Origin of the sequence: Pseudomonas sp. OA65 (assembly GCF_017498305.1) — a bacterium.
Classification (GTDB): domain Bacteria; phylum Pseudomonadota; class Gammaproteobacteria; order Pseudomonadales; family Pseudomonadaceae; genus Aquipseudomonas; species Aquipseudomonas zanjanensis.
Genome location: NZ_JAGDEZ010000002.1, coordinates 126,793 through 145,851, shown reverse-complemented (window position 1 = coordinate 145,851; position 19,059 = coordinate 126,793). Strand labels below are relative to the sequence as shown.

Annotated in this window: 15 protein-coding genes; 8 read left to right on the top strand and 7 right to left on the bottom strand. The window is 60.5% G+C overall.

The genetic code is table 11. From position 1 onward, the window contains the following. Nucleotides 1–191: 191 nt before the first annotated feature. Nucleotides 192–956, bottom strand: coding sequence for an SDR family oxidoreductase (locus J3361_RS02340; RefSeq protein WP_207962088.1), 765 nt, complete (start codon nucleotides 954–956; stop codon nucleotides 192–194). Between the two features lie 307 nt (nucleotides 957–1,263). Between J3361_RS02340 and J3361_RS02335 the strand changes: the two genes are divergently transcribed. Further along, nucleotides 1,264–5,439, top strand: coding sequence for a DUF5801 repeats-in-toxin domain-containing protein (locus J3361_RS02335; RefSeq protein ID WP_207962086.1), 4,176 nt, complete (start codon nucleotides 1,264–1,266; stop codon nucleotides 5,437–5,439). Nucleotides 5,440–6,018: 579 nt separating this feature from the next. Here J3361_RS02335 and J3361_RS02330 read toward each other — a convergent pair. From J3361_RS02330 to J3361_RS02310, 5 genes are all read right to left on the bottom strand, one after another. Beyond that, nucleotides 6,019–6,738: a response regulator transcription factor gene (locus J3361_RS02330; RefSeq protein WP_207962387.1), complete on the bottom strand. Its 720-nt coding sequence runs from the start codon at nucleotides 6,736–6,738 to the stop codon at nucleotides 6,019–6,021. A gap of 444 nt (nucleotides 6,739–7,182) precedes the next feature. Beyond that, nucleotides 7,183–8,556, bottom strand: coding sequence for a TolC family outer membrane protein (locus J3361_RS02325; RefSeq protein WP_207962084.1), 1,374 nt, complete (start codon nucleotides 8,554–8,556; stop codon nucleotides 7,183–7,185). 2 nt (nucleotides 8,557–8,558) lie between these two features. Next, on the bottom strand, nucleotides 8,559–9,884 hold the full coding sequence (locus J3361_RS02320; protein WP_186729128.1) for an HlyD family type I secretion periplasmic adaptor subunit: 1,326 nt from the start codon (nucleotides 9,882–9,884) through the stop codon (nucleotides 8,559–8,561). Continuing rightward, a complete protein-coding gene (locus J3361_RS02315; protein WP_207962082.1) occupies nucleotides 9,853–11,637 on the bottom strand; it encodes a type I secretion system permease/ATPase in 1,785 nt (594 codons plus the stop codon). Before J3361_RS02315 ends, J3361_RS02320 begins: the two co-directional genes overlap by 32 nt. Nucleotides 11,638–11,805: 168 nt before the next feature. Beyond that, nucleotides 11,806–12,597 (bottom strand): GntR family transcriptional regulator, encoded by a 792-nt coding sequence (locus J3361_RS02310; protein WP_207962080.1) that lies wholly within the window; start codon nucleotides 12,595–12,597, stop codon nucleotides 11,806–11,808. On the opposite strand from J3361_RS02310, the gene J3361_RS29695 reads away from it, so the two are divergent. From J3361_RS29695 to hisM, 6 genes are all read left to right on the top strand, one after another. Then, nucleotides 12,596–12,727: a hypothetical protein gene (locus J3361_RS29695; RefSeq protein WP_279382037.1), complete on the top strand. Its 132-nt coding sequence runs from the start codon at nucleotides 12,596–12,598 to the stop codon at nucleotides 12,725–12,727. The genes J3361_RS02310 and J3361_RS29695 overlap by 2 nt on opposite strands. Nucleotides 12,728–12,847: 120 nt before the next feature. Beyond that, a complete protein-coding gene (locus J3361_RS02305; protein WP_207962078.1) occupies nucleotides 12,848–13,861 on the top strand; it encodes an SIS domain-containing protein in 1,014 nt (337 codons plus the stop codon). 2 nt (nucleotides 13,862–13,863) lie between these two features. After that, a complete protein-coding gene (locus J3361_RS02300) occupies nucleotides 13,864–14,718 on the top strand; it encodes a PfkB family carbohydrate kinase (protein WP_207962076.1) in 855 nt (284 codons plus the stop codon). Between the two features lie 61 nt (nucleotides 14,719–14,779). Next, the gene (locus J3361_RS02295) at nucleotides 14,780–15,550 is read left to right on the top strand and encodes an ABC transporter substrate-binding protein (protein WP_207962074.1); all 771 of its coding nucleotides are present in this window, start codon (nucleotides 14,780–14,782) and stop codon (nucleotides 15,548–15,550) included. A gap of 24 nt (nucleotides 15,551–15,574) precedes the next feature. Beyond that, complete coding sequence (locus tag J3361_RS02290) at nucleotides 15,575–16,264, top strand: ABC transporter permease subunit (protein WP_207962072.1); 690 nt, start codon at nucleotides 15,575–15,577, stop codon at nucleotides 16,262–16,264. Beyond that, on the top strand, nucleotides 16,261–16,962 hold the full coding sequence (hisM, locus tag J3361_RS02285; protein WP_207962070.1) for a histidine ABC transporter permease HisM: 702 nt from the start codon (nucleotides 16,261–16,263) through the stop codon (nucleotides 16,960–16,962). Before J3361_RS02290 ends, hisM begins: the two co-directional genes overlap by 4 nt. A gap of 10 nt (nucleotides 16,963–16,972) precedes the next feature. On the opposite strand, the gene J3361_RS02280 is transcribed toward hisM, so the two are convergent. Beyond that, the gene (locus J3361_RS02280; RefSeq protein WP_207962068.1) at nucleotides 16,973–17,569 is read right to left on the bottom strand and encodes a TetR/AcrR family transcriptional regulator; all 597 of its coding nucleotides are present in this window, start codon (nucleotides 17,567–17,569) and stop codon (nucleotides 16,973–16,975) included. A 349-nt stretch (nucleotides 17,570–17,918) separates the two neighbouring features. Between J3361_RS02280 and J3361_RS02275 the strand changes: the two genes are divergently transcribed. Beyond that, nucleotides 17,919–18,932 (top strand): SDR family oxidoreductase, encoded by a 1,014-nt coding sequence (locus tag J3361_RS02275; RefSeq protein ID WP_207962066.1) that lies wholly within the window; start codon nucleotides 17,919–17,921, stop codon nucleotides 18,930–18,932. Nucleotides 18,933–19,059: the final 127 nt, after the last annotated feature.

Below are 19,059 nucleotides of genomic sequence, written 5' to 3'. Positions count from 1 at the left end.
TCCCACAAAGGTCGGCGGTGGATCCCGATCCCTGGAACGCCTCGAAACCACTGTGGGAGCGGGCTTGCTCGCGAAGACGGCGTTACATCCAACATCTTCACCAACTGACCCACCGCTTTCGCGAGCAAGCCCGCTCCCACAAGGTGACCGCGTTCGCTTCAAGTCATGCGCGTGCGCAGCACGATGCCCGACTAACCGGCGGTAACGGTCATGCCGCCGTCCGCCATGACCACCGCGCCGACCATGAAACTGGCACGGTCCGAGGCCAGGAATGCAACCACCTCGGCAATCTCTTCCGGCTGTGCAGCCCGGCCGATGGGCGCTGCTTCACCGTGTTGGGCGAGGAATGCCGGACCGTCCTCGACTACGTCATTGAGGATGTTGGTGACCACATCGCCCACGCCGACCGCATTGACACGAATACCCTGCTCGATCACCTCCAGCGCCAAGGTACGTGTCAGTTGCGCCAGTGCCCCTTTGGAGGCGGTGTAGGCGGCAATGGTCGGGAAGGCAAAATAGGACGCGTAGGACGCAATGTTGACGATGGCCCCCGATTGGTTGGGCAGCATCGCCTTGACCGCTTCGCGGGAGTGCAGGAAGGCGGCGGTGACGTTGACCGCCTGGATGCGCTCCCAGTCCTGGCGCGTCATGTCGATCACTAACTTGTTGATGATGATCCCGGCATTGTTGACCAGGATGTCCAGCCGACCGAACTGCTCGACGGCCAAGCCGACGGCGCGCTCGGCGGCGCCATCCGCGGTGATGTCGGCCTCCAGCGGCACCAGCCCCGGGCGGGCCAGCTCATGGACGGCGGGGTTGATGTCTTCAGCCACCACCTTGGCGCCGCGGGCATGCAACAGCAATGCGACAGCCCTGCCGATGCCACTGGCAGCGCCGGTGACCAGCGCAACCTTGCCTTCGACTTCGTGGGGAATAGTGGGTTGGATATCGGTCATGATCGCTCTCCTGCGTGAGCGGGCAGACGAGACATTCGCCGGCCCGGCGCCCATGGGCGCTGTCGTTATCGACGGCTTCACTGTCTCGCATCGGCGACTGCGGGGCTTTCGCAGGCTTGCTGGGACTGTCGGGGTCTTGCGCGAATCTACCCTCGCCGGCTCACGCCCATGGTCGGTACACGGCATAGGCCGAAACTCCCAGCCCGCCTGGGAGTATCAGCCGATGCGCGATGGCCCTGTGCTTCCCCATAGTTGCGGTCAACGGTCAACGGTCAGGCCTTGATGACCGCATGCTCTGGAGAAAGTCATGACTATTCGCGAGCAAGACTCAGCACTGCTGAGCGATCCAGCCTCGCTATACACGGCCACCGCCAGCACCGGCCTGGGCGTCGTGGCAACCGGCGTCAATGTGACGCTGGATGAAACCGCCGGCTTGCAGAACGGCACCGCCACGCCGGGCGCGGCAACAGATGCGGATGACAACGACATCCTGGTCGCGTCCCTGCCCCTGACCTTCGCCAGTCGCCTGACTGCCCTTGGGACAGGAACCGCGACGGGCGCCGCCTTGAGCGGCTATACCGGCGGCGTCGGGGACACCGGCAGCGATGCGTTCACGATCAACGTCGCGCCAGGAGCGAGCATTACCAATATCAGCTTCGTCGACAGCACCGGTGCGCCGCTCGACGGTGTGGACAGCGGGCTGGATACGCTCAACGGCACCAGCATCCTGCTGTACACCGACACCAACGACAACATCGTCCTCGGCCGGGCCGGCGGGCCCGCCGGTGCAATTGTCTTCGCAGCGTACATAGAAGAAACCGCCACCGGCGGCAAGGTCTGGACCGTGCTCTACGAACCGCTCCAGCACCCGGTCAATACCAACCCCGACGATGCCGTCAACCTCCTGGACAAAGTCTTCATCGGCGCGAGCCAGGACCTGCAGTTCAGCCTGGCCAATGCGCCTTCCGGACAGAACCTGTTCCTGATGTTCACCACGGCGAACCCAACGACGGAACTGGTGGACGGTGTCCTGCGCATCACCGAGCCCACCATCATCGCCACCGGCAAGAACCCGGCCGACCAATCCAGCGGCGCCAACATCACCACCGGTGACACGATCAACACCAGCCAGGCCGGCGGACCGACAACCTTCGGCACCAATAACCAGATGATCGTGGAACAGGAAGGCATCCGTTTCACCTTCGTCACCGGTGCCAGGCAGGATGTGACCATCCCCAACCTGGACCAGAACGAAGCGGACGTGGAATCCAACATCGACTTCACCGACGTCTTCGATACGAAGATGGCCAACTTCGATGTCGTGCAGTTGCAGGCCGGCAAAACGGCCGTGGTAAAAATCAGCGCGTTCAGCACCGCCGCAGAATCCGGGGTGAATTTCGTCAACGGCTACACCGGTGACACCTCGGTAGCGATCAGCAATGTCCGAGTCACCAACATCAGCACCGGGGTGGTCATCGAGAACTCGGACGGCTCTGCCAATGATGCGGGCATTGTCATCAGCTTCGCCTCCGGGGTGGCCACCATCACCGGCGTCAAGGCCGGCTACCAGATCGAATACACCACCACGTTGGATCACAACCGCGTGCTCATCGAGAACGGCGCGGCCCTCGACGCCAAGGGCACCAACCACGCCGACTTTGACATCGGCGGTTTCACCTTGGTCCAGGCGTCTGTTACGAAGACCGAGATCGGCTCCCAGATGGTCTTCGAAGACGATGGCCCGAGCATCGGCACCACCGGCACCGAACCCACCCTGACCGTGGACGAGACGCTGTTGGGCACCGATGCCACGCAGAACTTCGCCGCCAACTTCACCTCCGCCTACGGCGCCGACGGTGCCGGTACGCTGACCTACAGCCTCGGCATGGTGGCCGGTGATTCAGGACTGACCGATACGGCCACGGGCGAGGTGGTCAACCTCTCGCTCAATGGCACAACGGTAGAAGGCCGCACCGCCACGACCAACCTCTTGGTATTCACCGTCAGCGTCGCCACCAACGGCGATGTCACCCTCGACCAGCTCCGCGCCGTGGTGCACCCCGACGCCACCAATCCCGACGACGCCCAGAGCCTGACCTTGGACAACCTGGTCACGCTGACCGCGACCAAGACCGACAGGGACGGCGACAGCGTTCAAGCCACACTCGACATCGGCCAGAACCTGGTCTTCGAGGATGACGGGCCAAGCATCAGCACCACCGGAACCGAGCCCACCCTGACCGTGGACGAGACGCTGCTGGGCAACGATGCCACGCAGAACTTCGCCGCCAACTTCACCTCCGCCTACGGCGCCGACGGTGCCGGCACGCTGACCTATGCCCTCGGCATGGTGGCCGGCGCTTCCGGGCTGACCGACACGGCCACGGGTGAGCTGGTCAACCTCTCGCTCAGCGGCACAACGGTAGAAGGTCGCACGGCCACCACCAACCTCTTGGTGTTCACCGTCAGCGTCGCCACCAATGGCGATGTCACCCTCGACCAGCTCCGCGCCGTGGTGCACCCCGACGCCACCAATCCCGACGACGCCAAGAGCCTGACCTTGGACAACCTGGTCACACTGACCGCGACCAAGACCGACAAGGACGGCGACAGCGTCCAGGCCACACTCAACATCGGCCAGAACCTGGTGTTCGAGGATGATGGGCCGAGCATCAGCACCACCGGCACTGAGCCGACGCTGACGGTGGACGAGACGGTATTGGCGACCAACGCCATGCAAAACTTCGCCGCCAACTTCGTCTCAGCCTACGGCGCCGACGATGCCGGCACACTGACCTACAGCCTCGGCGTAGTGGCCGGCGCTTCCGGGCTCATCGACACGGCCACCGGCGAGGCGGTCAACCTCTCGTCCAACGGCACAACGGTAGAAGGTCGCACGGCCACCACCAACCTGCTGGTGTTCACCGTCAGCGTGGCCACGAATGGCGATGTCACCCTCGACCAGATCCGGGCACTGGTGCATCCCGATGCCACCAATCCTGATGATGCGACAAGCCTGGCGGACAATCTGATCACGTTGATCGCGACCAAGACCGACAAGGACGGCGACAGCCTCCAGGCGACGCTCAACATCGGCCAGAACCTGGTGTTCGAGGACGACGGCCCTTCGGTCGCGTTCGGCAACCTGATCGGCACCGGCAGCGTCCTCCCACAGTACGGGTTCTGGGATCAATCGGCCGGGGCCGATGGGCTGGGTGCAACGGGCCTGGACATCACGTTGGTCAATGGCCAATTCACCCTGGTCCGGCCCGACGATACGACCACCACCGGAACCGGGACGCTCACCGAACAGGCGCCCTCGCCGGACGGCGACGGTGCGTACCATTTCGCCGGGACATTGACCGGCGACTTCGACAACAACGCCACCACCGCCGACACCAGCGTCGACTACACGCTGACTGCCTACGCCAATGGCAGCTATGCACTGGACCTGGTGCAAGGCTTCAGCTCGACCCTCGTGCGCAGCAGTGCCGATGGTTCCCTCGATGCCGGCGGCCCTGATCCGGTGCGCACCTTGTTGATCCCTGAGACGAACAATCCGGCCATTCCTTCGGCGTCCGAGGAGATCGTGTTCTTCTCTGCGAAGGCCCTCGCCTCCACCACGGATATCCTCGCCGGCATCGGACTCGGCGCCCCCGACCCTACCGAGGCCACGCTGCAAACCACGCCCCTGCCGTCCTACATCGATCCGACAGCCATGAACGTCAGCACGTCCGGTATCGGGGTCGGCAACAACCTGCTGCAAGGGGACAACCTAGTGGCCATCGGCGCTGCCGACGAAAGCTTCGTCATCAACCCGGAGAGCCTGGTGACGGGCATGAAAATCTTCATCGACAACTCGGTGGCTGGCTACAACACCGCGACCGAGGATCTGTATTTCCGGATCTACTACGAAGACGGCACGTTTTCCAACCTCACCGAGGTCAACACCCTGACGGCCGAGGCTGGCGGCCAGGTGTCCTTCGAGGTCGAGCGCGAGGGCACGGCAATGATCGATGCCGTTCAGCTCACGATGGGCCGTGGCGCGATCAAGATTCCGGTCATCCAGTTCATCCAGGAAACCGAGAACCTGGCCAGCGATGTGCAACTGTCATTCAACGCAACGCTGACAGATAAGGATGGCGATACCGCGACCAGTGCGTTCGACGCCAACCTGTTCGCCAACAACACGGCCGATGCGCTCTTCGACTACACGTTGGTGGGCACGGGCGGTGAGCGGGATGCCTTTAACATCGACCTGACCTTCACCGAGAACCTGTACCAGGTCACGGGCTTCGATGTCAGCCAAAACCTGCGAGACACACTGGTGCTCAATGGTGACCAGGGCGCCGTTGTCCAATCGATCGATAACGCCGGTGCAGACAGCATCGTGACGGTCGCCGAGACTGGCGGGCAAATCACGACCATTACCTTGGTGGGCGTCGATCTGCTGGGCAGCGACGTGGTCTTCGGCAATGCCTGAAGCATCGCGCGCGTGAAAGATGCGAGGAGGGCCTGGAAACCCTCCTCGCATTGTTTTTCAGGCCTTTTCCTGTTCACGAAATCAACTCACCCTCCAGAAGAATCTGTGTCGAACACAAATTTTTCCCCTTCTGAAGATCCGGTGTGGGAGCGGGCTTGCTCGCGATGGCGGTGGGTCAGTTTGCGTCAATGCTGCCTGTGCCGCCGTCTTCGCGAGCAAGCCCGCTCCCACACAGGTTTTTGGTCGTTCATGAAATCAGTGTCCACCGCAGATCCCTGTGGGAGCAGGCTCGCTCCCACACAGGCTTTTGGTCGTTTATGAAATTTGTGTCCACCGCAGATCCCTGTGGGAGCCGAGCTTGCTCGCGATGGCGGTGGGTCAACTTGCATCAATGCTGTATGAGCCGCCTTCGCGAGCAGGCTCGCTCCCACACAGGTTTTTGGTCGTCTATGAGTTTTGTGTCCACCGCAGATCCCTGTGGGAGCGGGCTTGCTCGCGATGGCGGTGGGTCAGCTTGCAGCAATGGTGTATGTGCCGCCGCCTTCGAGAGCAGGCTCGCTCCCACAGATCAGGGATCGCTCAATCCAACTCCACCCATGTTGCCTCTGGAGGCTCCTCATTGTTGGTAAGCCCATGCTTAAGCGCATACATCAACAAATCGATACGGTTAATCAGATCAAGCTTCTGATAAATATTGCTCAGATGGTTGTGCACGGTGTGCTCGCTGATCCCCAAACGTCCGGCAATGCTGATGTACTTGGCGGACGGATCCCCCACGATGGCGCGGATCAATTCTTTCTCGCGCAGCGTCAACCGAGCCTGTTTCGCCTGTTCCAGATTGCATTGAGTGGTGGCATGGCCGATGGAGGCATAACCGGAAAGCCCTCCTGCCCAGGCCCTGTCCAGCCCGATATTGCGATGGTGCACCTTGACGATGGCCTGGATGATCGAATCGGTCGGGTCTTCGGCCAGCACAATACCGCGTGCGCCCGCCTCGATCGCCTGGGCCACGGGAACGGCCTCATACAACCCTTTGAGCACGAGCACTTTCATCTCCGCGCTGCGGGTCAACCCGGCGACGACTTCCAGCGGATTCAACGCATCGGGAAAGAAACTGAAAAAAATCACGTTGGGCCGCAACTGATCGGCGAGGTCCAGCGCGTGGGTATACGTAGAAGCCTGGCCGCTCACTTCCATCTGCGGCTTTCTGGCATTGATCAAGTCATGGAGCCCCCTGAGCACGAGAGGACGACAATCGATCAGCATCACGCGTATCGTTTTTTTATTCTCCGGCCTCATATCGATAACCCCCACGCACGGCAAACCAGGATGTTCACTGGATGCTCTGGCGGGGGGTGCGTGCATTTCAAGAAGCCGGACGAAACCATCGAGACAACCTGAATAGGAATAATTATCAACAGCTTACACATGATAATGTGCTCCTTTCGAGCTCGTAGGCTGAGTCTAGGTCAGCCCAGCGCAGCGCCGACCGCCCATTAACCCGTCGCCGGCCGAAACTTGGCGCGGGGCGTCTGGCCTCCCGTCTCAAAAGGTGAAGGAACACTCGTTAAATCAGTTCGTTACGCTAGGCTGGAGGAATCGGCGAGCCCGTCGAAGCCGGAAGAGAATCGTCAATTAATCGACGAGTGGTAGGTGGTTAGACACCGTAACAAAGCGCCTCAAGCATAACGTCAAAAAAATGCCTGAGAGCCGACCAGATGCACGCACGCCAGCATGCCCTGATCAGCGAAAGTCCTGGCCGGCGCTGCCGGGACTCAACCAGCCATTCACACTCTCAATGCTCTCGGCCGGTGGTTTTCCCGCCCAGCGGTTCAGGATCAGCACATTGCTGAGAAAGTCGTATTGGGTTTTGAGCAGATCCCGCCGAGCCCGGTATTCATTGCGCACGCTGGCCAGCACATCGACGGCGTTGACCATCCCGTAGCTCAGCGCTTTTTCCGCCGCCACCCGGGACAGTTGTGCCGACTCCAGGGCCAGCCGGTTCGCGCCGATTTTTTCGCCATTGGAATTGGCGGTCAGGTACGCGTTGGTGATCTCCTTGACCACCCGACGCCGGGTCGCTTCCAACTGCTGTTCGGCGACCACTTGGTCCTGATAGAGCCCACGAACCCGCGCCGAGGTGGATCCACCGCTGTACAGCGGAACCTGGATTCCGATCCCGGCGACATAACTGTCGGTGCGCGGCGCCAGGGAGTTGTTGTAACCCTCATTGGTCTGTTGGGCGCTCAGGTTCAAGCTCAGGGTCGGATAGTGCCCGCCCTTGCCGCTGCGCAAGGCCGCGCCCGCTGCTTCGACGCCGCTCTCGTTGGCCTTGAGCGCCGGATTGAGCGCCATGCCATCGCGAACCCAGGTCTCCAGGCTGTGTGCCGAGACTTGTAACTCAAGGTCATCACGAATCCGGTTGAGCCGTTCCTTGACCGGCCGACCGACAATCTCCGCCAGCGCCTCGCGACTGAGACTGGCCTGGTTGCGGGCATCCAGTTCCTGGGCCGAGAGCAGATCCACCCTGGCCTTGAGGTCGAGTTGATCGGTGATCAGCGCCAACTGCTTTTCGTACAACGCGTTGATCCGGTCCAGGCTCCTCTGAGTGGTGAGCCGCTCCGCTCGCACCAACTGCAATTCATCCTCGGCCGCCAGTGCCGTGAAGTAACGCCGGGCCAATTCCACCGAAGCATCGGCCTGGGTATCCAGAGCCTGGGATTCGGACTGTCTGGCCAGGCTCTTGAACTTCTGATAGTTCTCCCAGGCGGCTTTGTTGTAGAGGTACTGACGCATCACCAGGCCGTAGCTTTCGCTATCGAAACTGCGCTGCACCAGATCGCTCTCCTGGTGAATCCGGTTCGACCCGGCGTTGAACGACAATTGCGGCAAGAGCGCGCCCATGGCTTCGCGCTGATGCTCCTGACCGGCCTGCGCTTGCGCATAAGACGCCAGTATCTGCGGATCCTCCAGCCGTGCCTCGCGATACAACTGCATGAGGTCGGTGGAGAACGTCGATGCGTATACCCCGGCGGGCGTTGCAACCTCTGTCTGCGCCAGGAGCGTACCCGCTACGAGCATCAATGCACTGCCTAGCAAAGCTGTCGACGCGGTCATGGTCATTCCTCGATCATCGATTGGGAAAAGGCATCGCGAGCCGGCTGCATCAGATACTGCAGCAGCGTTCGTTGTCCGGTGATAATCAACACGTCCGCCGGCATGCCCGGCAACAACTTGCGCTCTCCCAAAGTACGCGCGCCCTCCTCGGTCACCCGCACCCGCGCCAGGTAATAGGCCACTCCCGTCTTTTCGTTAGTCGTCCGGTCTGCGGACACGCTGCTGACCTCGCCTTCGATCACTGGCGTGGTGGCGCTATTGAAGGCGCCGAAACGAATATCGGCGCGTCTGCCGATTGCAATGCGATCGATATCCACCGGCGCCACCTGCGCCTCTATGACCAGGTCAGACACCGACGGCACGATATCGAGCAAGGGCGTCGCCGGGCGCACGATTCCGCCAATGGTGTGCACCGTCATGTCGATCACCATGCCCGCGTCGGGCGCCCGGATGACAACACGTGCGAGCCGGTCCTCCAGCGCCGAGGTTTTTTCCTGGAGGTCGTAGATCCGAGCCTGGATTTCGGCCAATTGCTTGACGACGTCAGCGGTAAAGTCCATGTCGACTTGCAGGATCTGCAGCTGTGTTTCGTTGATCTGCAGCCGCGTCCTGTCGATGGTGGAGCGGTGCTCGGCAACCTCCGAACGAAGCAGTCCCAACTTGCGCTCCTGGTCGAGCAACCGCTGCTTATCAACGAATCCCTGCCTGAGAAGATCGGCCAACTCACCGATTTCGCCGCTGTAGGACCTCTCCAGGTGAACCTTGGAACCGACCATCGATTCCAGCCCCTTGATCTGCTGGCGGAACTGGCCGACGCGTTCGCGCAGCACCGCAATTTGTCCCAACCGTGAACCTTGTCGAGCACTGAATACCCGGGTTTCGCCCTGGCGCGCCTCCACGCCGCGCAAACTGTCGGGGTCGGCAATGTCGCCAAAAACGATCGCCGGCAAACCGTCGCGCTCGGCCGCGAGCCTCGCCTCCATGGCCCTGGCCGCGATCAGTTGGCCCCGGGCCATTTCGTATTCGAAGCGCAGTTGGGCGTCATCCAGAATGATCAGCGGATCATCGCGTTTGACAACGTCGCCGTTATGGGCATGCAGCGCTTTGACGATCCCGCCTTCAAGGTGTTGGACGGTTTTTCGATACGCCTGCACCGTGACGACGCCCGGCGCATAAGCGGCGCCGTCGAGGGGGGCAACGGCCGCCCATGTGCCGAACAGCCCGAAGATCAGCGCGATGATGACAACGCCCAGGCGACGAATTTTATGATCGGAGGTAGGTAGGTCGGCGAAGCTCTCAGATTGACGAATGGGCACCATAGGGTTCATCGGAATCACCCTTGCCGGTATCGACCGAAGCCGTGCCGGTGCTTGCGGGCACGGCTGGCATCTGTGCCTGCTGTCGCTGCGCGTTGAGTTCGGCCAGGACATGCTCCCGTGGCCCGTAGAGACTGATAACCCCAGCGTTCATCACCAGGAGTCGGTCAAGCTGCGACACGATGTTGGTGCGATGGGTAATGACAAACAGCGTCGCGCCGGTCTGCCTCAACTGCTGGATCGCTGACGCGAGGGCGCGGTCACCGACGTCGTCGAGATTGGAATTGGGCTCATCGAGAACGATCAGCCGCGGGCTGCCATACAGCGCCCGGGCCAGTCCGATGCGCTGGCGCTGCCCTGCCGAAAGCATGAGGCCCTCGCTGCCGATGACAGTGTCGTAGCCATCGGGCAGTTGCAGGATCATCTCGTGAACGCCTGCGACCCTGGCCGCCTGGATCACCTGCACCGGATCGACCCCGGCAAAGCGAGCAATATTTTCACCGACGGTGCCTTCGAACAGTTCAATGTCCTGGGGCAAGTAACCGATATGGGGCCCAAGCGCATGCTTGTCCCAAGCACTGATGTCGGCGCCATCGAGCCGAACCACGCCATGCTGCGGAGCCCAGACCCCGAGCAAGGCCCTGGCCAGGGTCGACTTGCCCGCCGCACTGGGGCCGATGATGCCCACCATGCAACCGGCGGGTGCGCTGAAGCTGATGTTCTTGAGGATCGGGGTCCTGGAACCGGGGGCCGCGACAACCAGGTTCTCGACCTGCACGTGCCCTTGGGGCACCGGCAAAGCCATGCGCTCGGGCTGCGCCTGCTGCTTATCGAGAATGTCATTCAGGCGGCTGTATTGAGAGCGGGCGGCAATAAAACCCTTCCAACTGCCAATGATCAGGTCGATGGGCGCCAGCGCACGCCCCAGCAATATGGACCCGGCGAACACCAGTCCCGCCCCGACCTGATGGTCCACGGCCAGGTAGGCGCCCAGGCCCAGGATTAGCGATTGCACCAGGATGCGGAAGGTGCGCGACAGCGTGCTGATGATCGCCCCGCTGTCGCTCGCCGCCGATTGCAACAACAGTACGTTGCGTTGCCGCCGGCCCCAACGATCCATCAGGGTTTCAAGCATGCCCATGGATTCGATGACTTCGGCGTTGCGCAGGTTCTTGGTGGTGTGGAGCGTCGCGCCGATGTGCTCTTTGTTGGCCTGGGCCAGCACCGGCCCCGTCAGTTGTTCGTTGACGAAGGCCAGGGCGAGCAATAACAGCGCGCTGGCCGTCGCCACCCAACCAAACCAGGGGTGAAACAGGAACATCACCGCGATATAGATCGGCAACCAGGGCGCGTCGAAAAACGCGAACAAACCGTTGCCGGAAAGAAACTGCCGCAACCCCGTCAAGTCATTGAGCGATTGCGCCGAGGCGTCCATGCCGCCGCTTTCCAGGGCCCGTTTGAAGCTGGCCCGGTAGACCTGGCGACTGAGCAGCACATCCAGCCGAGTGCTGACCCGAACCATGATGCGCGAACGGATCCATTCCAGCGAACCGAGGGTCACCAGCAATGCGGTCATGATCAGCGTCAGCATGGTCAGGGTCGTGAGACTCCCGCTGGTGATCACACGGCCATAGACCTGGAGCATGTAGAACGTGGGGACGAGCATCAACGCATTGATGAAAAAGCTGAAAAAACCGACAGAAATGAAGCTGTCCCGGCAGGCTTTCAGTGCTTTTTTCAAGCTGTTTTCAGGTGCGCTTCGCATTGAAACCCCCTGCTCGGGTGACCCTCCTCTGGAGCTTAGATCATGCCGGACAACGGCGTGTCGCAATTAGCCAGATTGTTCAGCTCGCCGGACGCGGGCCCTGCAGGGCACACCGAGAAGCTCATGGGAAAAAAGCCGGCTTGCGATGACGACAGCGCATCCAATGCGTCAATGATCGCTATGAAGGCTATTGACCCGACTGTCCGCCAGCTTGAACACCACGCGCTGGGGGTGGTTGATCGAGACCAGGTATTCCACAGGCTGCCCTTGGCGGTCGAAGATCACGCCCCGGTAGACCAGCGCGGCCGTCCCAGGCTCGACGTCAAGCAAGCGCGCCTCCTGGTCGTTCATCGTGGCGATGCTCAGCGTACCCTCGTCGCTTTCTATTTCGATCTGGTAGCGCGATAACAGCAACGCATACAACGAGGCCCCCTCGATCAGGTCGCCCGCCACCAGTTCCGGTGCACGGGCGGCCGGAATGTAGCTGGTCTCGATGCAGAATGGCTTTTGATCCACGGTGCGCAGGCGCCTGATGGTCAGCAAGGTGTCGCCTTCCTGGATCTTCAACAGTTTCGCCACGCGGGCACTGGCCTGGGTTTGTTCGAAGTAGAGCAACTTACTGCCCGGCCTGGCGCCCGCTTGCTCGACCACTTCGGCGATGCCTTTGCGCGCCACGGTATTGAGTGGCCGCTCGACACCTGGAGCAGTCACGAAGGTGCCACGGTTACCCCGGCGCTCCAGGACCCCACGATCGATCAGCGTCTGCAGGGCCTTTCGCAACGTCATCCGGCTGATGCCCAAGTGCTCGGCCAGGTCGCGTTCCGCCGGGATCCGCTCGGTTGGCCCGAACTCCGGGCGCTCCAGCATTTCCAGCAGCGCCTGGACGGCCTGCCAGGCGACCTGCTTGCGCTCGGGCGCCAAGAGCGTCACGTCGGAGGACTTGGAAGGAAGCCTTTTCATGGTCTACATCCTGGATTTATTTTTTCTGCCACAGCGTTGCAGCAACACCCACCGGAAACCGTTGCAAACCCGCCAGCTTGATAATGAGAACAAAAAAACAGCCCAGTGCCTACCTGGAAAACCGCGCTGAAAGCGCATTAGACCATGGGGAAAAAGCCTTGTAATGGTATTTTTCATGGTATAGCTTTTGGTCTAAACGGTGTCCATGAACCGCAACGTGACACCGCAACAAAGCCCCCCAGGAGCTCACATGGCGATCCAGTTCAACCGGGAAGCATTCACCACTTCCTTGCAACAATCCGTGCACACCGTCGACGACGCCCAGCAGTTTGGCCAAGAACTGGCCACGCGGATCGACCGTATCTACTTCGTCAGTTGCGGTGCGCCCAACCGCATCATGCTCGGGCTGCAATATTGGCTGGAGCGCTACAGCCATACGCTGGAAGTGCGTCGTTATTTTCCGGCCGACTTCATGGACATCGATCCACCGCGCCTGGATGAACGCACCCTCGTGGTGCTCGCCTCCAAGTCCGGGACGACCCAGGAAACCATCGCCGCCGCACACTTTCTGCAAGACAAGCCCTGCCTCACCGTCGGTGTGACGCAAACCGCCGAGTTGCCGCTGGCCCAGGCTGTTCAACATTGCTTCCTGCTGGGACGTACCGATGAGGCGTACTTCGGTTGCTTCATGATTCTCCAGGCCTTGGTCGGCGCAATCCTGGCCAAGCGCGAAGGCTGGCCGCTGCTGGACAAGCTCACCCGTTCGCTCAAGGCCCTGCCACAGGCGCTGGCCGATGCCGCGTTCAACAATGACCGGCGCGCCACCGAAGAGGCCCGCCTGTATAAAGATGATCGCGTGATGTACTTCCTTGCCTCGGGTCCGATGTTCACCACCGCCTATGTATTCGGCGTCTGCGTGGTGATGGAAAGCCAGTGGCTGCATTGCCTGCCGGTGGAGGCAGCGGAGTTTTTCCATGGCCCGTTCGAAGCCATCGACGCCACTACCCCGCTGCTCCTGCTGGTGGGCGAAGACCCCAGCCGGGCACAGATGGAACGCGTCGTCAGTTTCTGCCAGCGCTACACCGAACGGGTCATGGTCTATGACGCCAAGGACTTCCCGATGGAGGGCATCGACCCGGAGATCCGCGCCATTGTCGCGCCCTATATCGTCGGTATCGCCGTGGAACGCATCGCCGCGCATCTCGCGGTCTGGCACCAGCAGCCCCTGACGACGCGCCGCTACATGTGGAAAACGGAGTACTGAGCATGGCCAGCCTGATCGCGGTCGGCGACAACACCCTGGATGTGTACCTGGACCGGAACATCGAATACCCCGGTGGCAACGCCCTCAACGTGTCGGTGTTCGCCGCCCGGCTGGGTGCTCGCAGTGCCTACCTGGGCTGCGTTGGCGATGACCGGCACGGCCAGTACCTGCTCGATTGCCTGGAGCAGGAAGCCGTCGATGTCTCTCGTTGCCGTACGCTGACGGGGGCCAATGGCTGGGCCTGCGTCGACAGCATCGATGGCGAGCGGGTGTTTCTCGGCAGCGATCCGGGCGTCTGTCGCCTACTGCGACTCGATGCCGACGACCTGGCCTACCTCGCGAAATTCCCGCTGGCCCACAGCAGCCTCTACAGCGGTCTTGAGAACCAACTGGCGCAGATCCGCCAAGCCAGCGGCTGCCTGTCATTCGACTTCTCGGATAACTGGGTCGAGTTCGATTGGCAGGCAATGATCCGGCACGTCGACATTGCCTTTTTCTCGGCGGCCGACCTGTCATCCAGTGAAGCCCGTGACCTGGGGCACTCGATGCGGGCGCTGGGCCCGGCCACGGTGGTCATCACCCGTGGCGCCCAGGGAGCCCTCGCCGTCGACGCACAGGGTGCGTATGAGCAGGCCGCGCAGCCCTGCTCTTTCGTCGACAGCATGGGCGCCGGCGACGGTTTTATCGCTGCGTTCCTGCTGGCCTGGCAAGCGCGGCACAACCTTGCCGGGTGTCTTGCACGAGGCGTCGAGCATGCCGGCCAGGTGTGCGGCTGGGCCGGAGGCTTTGGCCATGGGCGAGCCGTAGACATTCAACGCGCCGAACAACTGAAACACGCCTTGAACATTCAAGGCTGAAGCGTGCTGCCCGGGGGCCCTCCCGGGACAGCTCTACCAACCTGTCGTGGATACCCTGTCGATGAAAAAATGTCTGATCGGTTTGATGCTCGTGGCCAGCCCGCTGATAACCTGGGGCGCCAACGAAGAACTGCGTTTCGGGGTCGACCCCACCTACCCGCCCTTTGAGTCCAAGCGACCGGATGGCTCGCTGACAGGTTTCGATATCGAGCTGGGCGAAAGCCTGTGCAGCGAATTGCAACGCCGCTGCGTCTGGGTCGAAAACGCCTTCGACGGCATGGTCTCGGCCCTCAAGGGCAGGAAGTTCGACGGGATACTCTCCGCCCTCTCCATCACCGAAGCACGCAAAGCCGAAATCGCCTTTTCCAACACCCTGTACGACACCCCGGCACGCCTGGTCGCCCCGCAAGGCAGCCCGTTGCAACCGACGGCTGAATCCTTGCGTGGCAAGCGCATCGGCGTGCAGCAAGGCAGCGTGTTCGAAGTCTATGCCAAGCGGATGTGGGGCTTGAAGGGCGTGGAAGTGGTGCCCTATCAGAGCAGTGACTTGACCTATTCGGACTTGATCAACGGTCGCCTGGATGCGGCGTTCGACGATGCCATTGCCGTTTCCGAAGGCCTGTTGAAAAAACCCATGGGCAAAAGCTTCGGCTATGCCGGCGAGGTGGTCAAGTCCCCTGAGATCTTCGGCCCGGGCACCGGCATCGGCTTGCGTAAAAGCGATACCGCCCTGGCCGGAGAAATCAATCAGGCGCTCGAACGCATCCACCAGAACGGCACCTACGAACGCATCGCCAGGAAGTACTTCGACTTCGACATCTCGCCGAAATAAACCACCCGTGCGGAGCCTGAAAGCATGTTTCTCGAAGGGTACGGTTATCTGATTTTCCAGGGCGCGTGGCTGACCGTCCAGGTGGCCACATGGGCCGCCTGTGTCGCCATCGTGCTGGGCCTGCTCGGGGCCTTGGCGAAACTCTCGCCCGTGGCGCCGCTACGACTGGTCGCGACGGTCTACACCACGCTGGTGCGCAGCGTGCCGGACCTGGTCCTGATGCTGCTGATCTATTACAGCGCGCAAATCGGCATCAACCAGATAGCCCAGGTGTTCGGCCGGGAATCGTTGCAGCTGAATCCCTACGGCACCGCCATCGGTACGCTGGGATTCATCTACGGTGCCTACTGTACCGAAACCTTTCGCGGCGCCTTCAGGGCCATCCCGTTTGGTCAACTGGAGGCGGCCCGGGCCTATGGCATGAGTCATTGGCAAGTACTGCGGCGTATTCGCCTGCCGCAAATGATGCGGTTCGCATTGCCCGGCATCGGCAACATCTGGCAAGTGCTGTTGAAAAGTGCCGGACTGATCTCGCTGCTGGGCCTCAATGACATGGTCCAGGTCGCCAAACAGGCGGGCAACGCGACCTCAAGGCAAATGTTCTTCTACCTGGTGATTGCGGCGATTTTCCTGGCCTTTGCGATCCTGTCCAGTCTGGCCCTCAAACACCTTGAACGGCGCTACAGCATCGAACCACAGCGGAGCGTGTCATGATCGAGATACTGAAAGAGTTCGGGCCGAACTTTCTCTGGTCCGACGGTTATCGCTGGAGTGGTTTGTCCGTCACCCTATGGCTGTTAGTAACGTCCGCCCTAATCGGCCTGGCCGCGGCGATTCCCCTGGCACTGGTTCGCACCTACGGCAATCGTTGGCTGGCACTGCCTGTCCAGCTTTACACCCTGGCGTTTCGCGGCACACCGTTGTTCGTGCAACTGCTGATCATCTACAGCGGCCTGGCAAGCTTGAGCCTGGTCAGGGAGTCGCCGAGCCTGTGGTGGTTCTTTCGTGACGGCATGCACTGCGTGATCCTGGCGCTGGCCTTGAATACGTGCGCCTACACCGTCGAAATTCTTGCCGGCGTGCTGCGCACCACTCCGCGCGGTGAGATCGAGGCGGCACTGGCCCTGGGCATGACCCGTCGCCAATTGTTCATGCTGGTGCTGATACCGAGCATGCTGCGCCGAGCACTACCGGCCTACAGCAACGAAGTGATCTTTGTCCTGCACGCCACGGCCATCGCCTTTACCGCGACCGTTCCTGACATCCTTAAGATCGCGGCAGATGTCAACGCTGCCACCTTCAAGACATTCCAGGCCTATGGCATTGCCGCGCTGCTCTACATGGTGCTGGCGTGCGCACTGGTGGGTATATTCCGATTGGCTGAACGCCGATTGCTGGCCTATCAGCGATAACAACGAAGACCTAGAGAGGCTCTGCGGTCTGGATGAGCGAGTTGAGCACCAGTTTTATCTCAATCGCCGGATCTTCATGCCCTTGCAATATCAAGCCTTCGACCAAGGCCGTGAAGGTCTTCGCAAGCGCGGCATAGCCCAGTGGCGGTTTCTTGCCGGCATGGGTGAATATGACGCTAATCAACTTGCCCAAGGCCTCGCTGTTTTCCTCATGCAAGTCGTAGTAATGCTGCGAGAATTCTTCGTCACGCAGGGCGATCAATTGCAACTCGGCATCGAGAATCGCACAGCGAGTATTGTTCTTCAGGGTGTCGATATAGGCATTCAAGCCATGGCTCAACTGCTCCGAGGTATACCCTGACGTCAGGGTCGTACTCAATCGATCGATTTCAACGCGCTTGAAGCGTTGAGTCAGTTGCAGGAGCAAGTCCGATTTACTGGCGAAATTGGAAAAGAAGGCGCCTTTGGAGAAGCCGGCCTCCTCGGCAATGACGTTGACGCTGGCGGCATGAAAGCCTTTGCTGATCATCAGCTCAGTAGCAGTGTCGAATAATTTGTCTCTTGTTACTTGCTGGCTCTCTTCTCGACCTAGTCTCTTTTTAATCACGCCCTCGGCTCCTTTGGCCAGTCAAAATATGTACCTGTATCTGAATGCGACGAAGCGATTACTCACTGTAGTGAATCGGTGTTCGCCATCATATCGTAGATGGTCCTTCCTTGACCTTCTTCAACGCCGTATTCGCCGCGCCTCCACACCTCGCCGATGCGTGAAAAGAGCCGCGTAACGCCCGGTCCAGAGCCATCCGCTAGCTGTCATCACGAAATACCACTTGATTTTCAGATACCGAATGGTTTTTACTTGCGTCGTTAGTGGAGCCCAACGCCTGGATCAGGCATCGAGTCAGTGACACCGGTCTCGATGCAATGACAGGTCACCTCACAGGAGCGGGATTTTAATGGAATATGCCTTCGTTACAGGCGCTACTGGCCTGCTCGGGAACAATGTCGTTCGTGCGCTGTTAAAACGAAACATCAAAGTAAAAGCACTGGTTCGCTCCGCAGAGAAAGCCAAGAAACAATTCAGCGGCCTGCCCGTGGAATGGGTCGAAGGCGACATGCTCAATGTCGATGCCTTCAGCCATGCCCTGCAAGGGTGCGATGCCTTGTTTCATACGGCGGCGTATTTCCGCGACAGTTACAAAGGCGGAAAACATTGGCAAAAACTCTATGACACGAATGTGACCGGCACCGAGCGCTTGTTGCATGCCGCTTATGCCGCCGGTATCCGTCGTGCCGTGCACACCTCTTCCATCGCCGTGTTGAAGGGCGATAAAGATCAAGTGATCGATGAAACCATGTCTCGCAGTGAACAGGAGGCCGACGATTACTACTTGAGCAAAATATTGTCCGAACAGACAGTCCAGCAATTCCTGGCGCAGCACCCGGACATGTTCATTGCAATGGTATTACCAGGATGGATGTTTGGCCCCGGGGATATCGGCCCGACTTCCTCGGGACAGTTCCTGCTGGACTTTGTCGGAGAAAAATTGCCCGGTGTACTTCCCGGCAGTTTCTCCGTCGTCGATGCCCGGGATGTGGCCGAACATCTAATCGCGGCTATCACGCGCGGCAGGTCCGGAGAGCGTTACCTCGCCGCCGGCTATCACATGGAGATGAAGAGCATTTTCCAGGCGCTGGCCAGCGTCAGTGGCGTCAAACCCCCGGAACGAAAAGTGCCTTTGTTCATGCTGCGACTCATCGCGCTGATCTATGAGGGTTATTACCGAATTACCAAGAAACCGGTACTCATCAGTACGTCTACGGTCAAGCTCATGGCGCAGGAACAAGACCGCACGCATTTCAGCCACAACAAAAGCTCAAAAGAGTTGCAATGCCAATTCCGCCCTATCGCGGAAACCCTGATCGATACCCTGGACTGGTACCGGAAAAACAACTACACGGATGCTTGATTGAGGCGAATCATATAAAGCCTGCCTCTTGCGCCGGGGTGGGCTACGAACTCAGCGAGCATGGGTCCATGTCGCTGGATTACGGCTCTTTCAAGCGCGGCGAAGCGCACTTCGGCAACCTCCAGGG

Bases quoted from the DNA above. Each gene is read 5' to 3' on its own strand.
- J3361_RS02340 (WP_207962088.1), bottom strand. From the start codon at position 956: ATGACCGATATCCAACCCACTATTCCCCACGAAGTCGAAGGCAAGGTT.
- J3361_RS02335 (WP_207962086.1), top strand. From the start codon at position 1,264: ATGACTATTCGCGAGCAAGACTCAGCACTGCTGAGCGATCCAGCCTCG.
- J3361_RS02330 (WP_207962387.1), bottom strand. From the start codon at position 6,738: ATGAGGCCGGAGAATAAAAAAACGATACGCGTGATGCTGATCGATTGT.
- J3361_RS02325 (WP_207962084.1), bottom strand. From the start codon at position 8,556: ATGACCGCGTCGACAGCTTTGCTAGGCAGTGCATTGATGCTCGTAGCG.
- J3361_RS02320 (WP_186729128.1), bottom strand. From the start codon at position 9,884: ATGAACCCTATGGTGCCCATTCGTCAATCTGAGAGCTTCGCCGACCTA.
- J3361_RS02315 (WP_207962082.1), bottom strand. From the start codon at position 11,637: ATGCGAAGCGCACCTGAAAACAGCTTGAAAAAAGCACTGAAAGCCTGC.
- J3361_RS29695 (WP_279382037.1), top strand. From the start codon at position 12,596: ATGGTCTACATCCTGGATTTATTTTTTCTGCCACAGCGTTGCAGCAAC.
- J3361_RS02310 (WP_207962080.1), bottom strand. From the start codon at position 12,597: ATGAAAAGGCTTCCTTCCAAGTCCTCCGACGTGACGCTCTTGGCGCCC.
- J3361_RS02305 (WP_207962078.1), top strand. From the start codon at position 12,848: ATGGCGATCCAGTTCAACCGGGAAGCATTCACCACTTCCTTGCAACAA.
- J3361_RS02300 (WP_207962076.1), top strand. From the start codon at position 13,864: ATGGCCAGCCTGATCGCGGTCGGCGACAACACCCTGGATGTGTACCTG.
- J3361_RS02295 (WP_207962074.1), top strand. From the start codon at position 14,780: ATGAAAAAATGTCTGATCGGTTTGATGCTCGTGGCCAGCCCGCTGATA.
- J3361_RS02290 (WP_207962072.1), top strand. From the start codon at position 15,575: ATGTTTCTCGAAGGGTACGGTTATCTGATTTTCCAGGGCGCGTGGCTG.
- hisM (WP_207962070.1), top strand. From the start codon at position 16,261: ATGATCGAGATACTGAAAGAGTTCGGGCCGAACTTTCTCTGGTCCGAC.
- J3361_RS02275 (WP_207962066.1), top strand. From the start codon at position 17,919: ATGGAATATGCCTTCGTTACAGGCGCTACTGGCCTGCTCGGGAACAAT.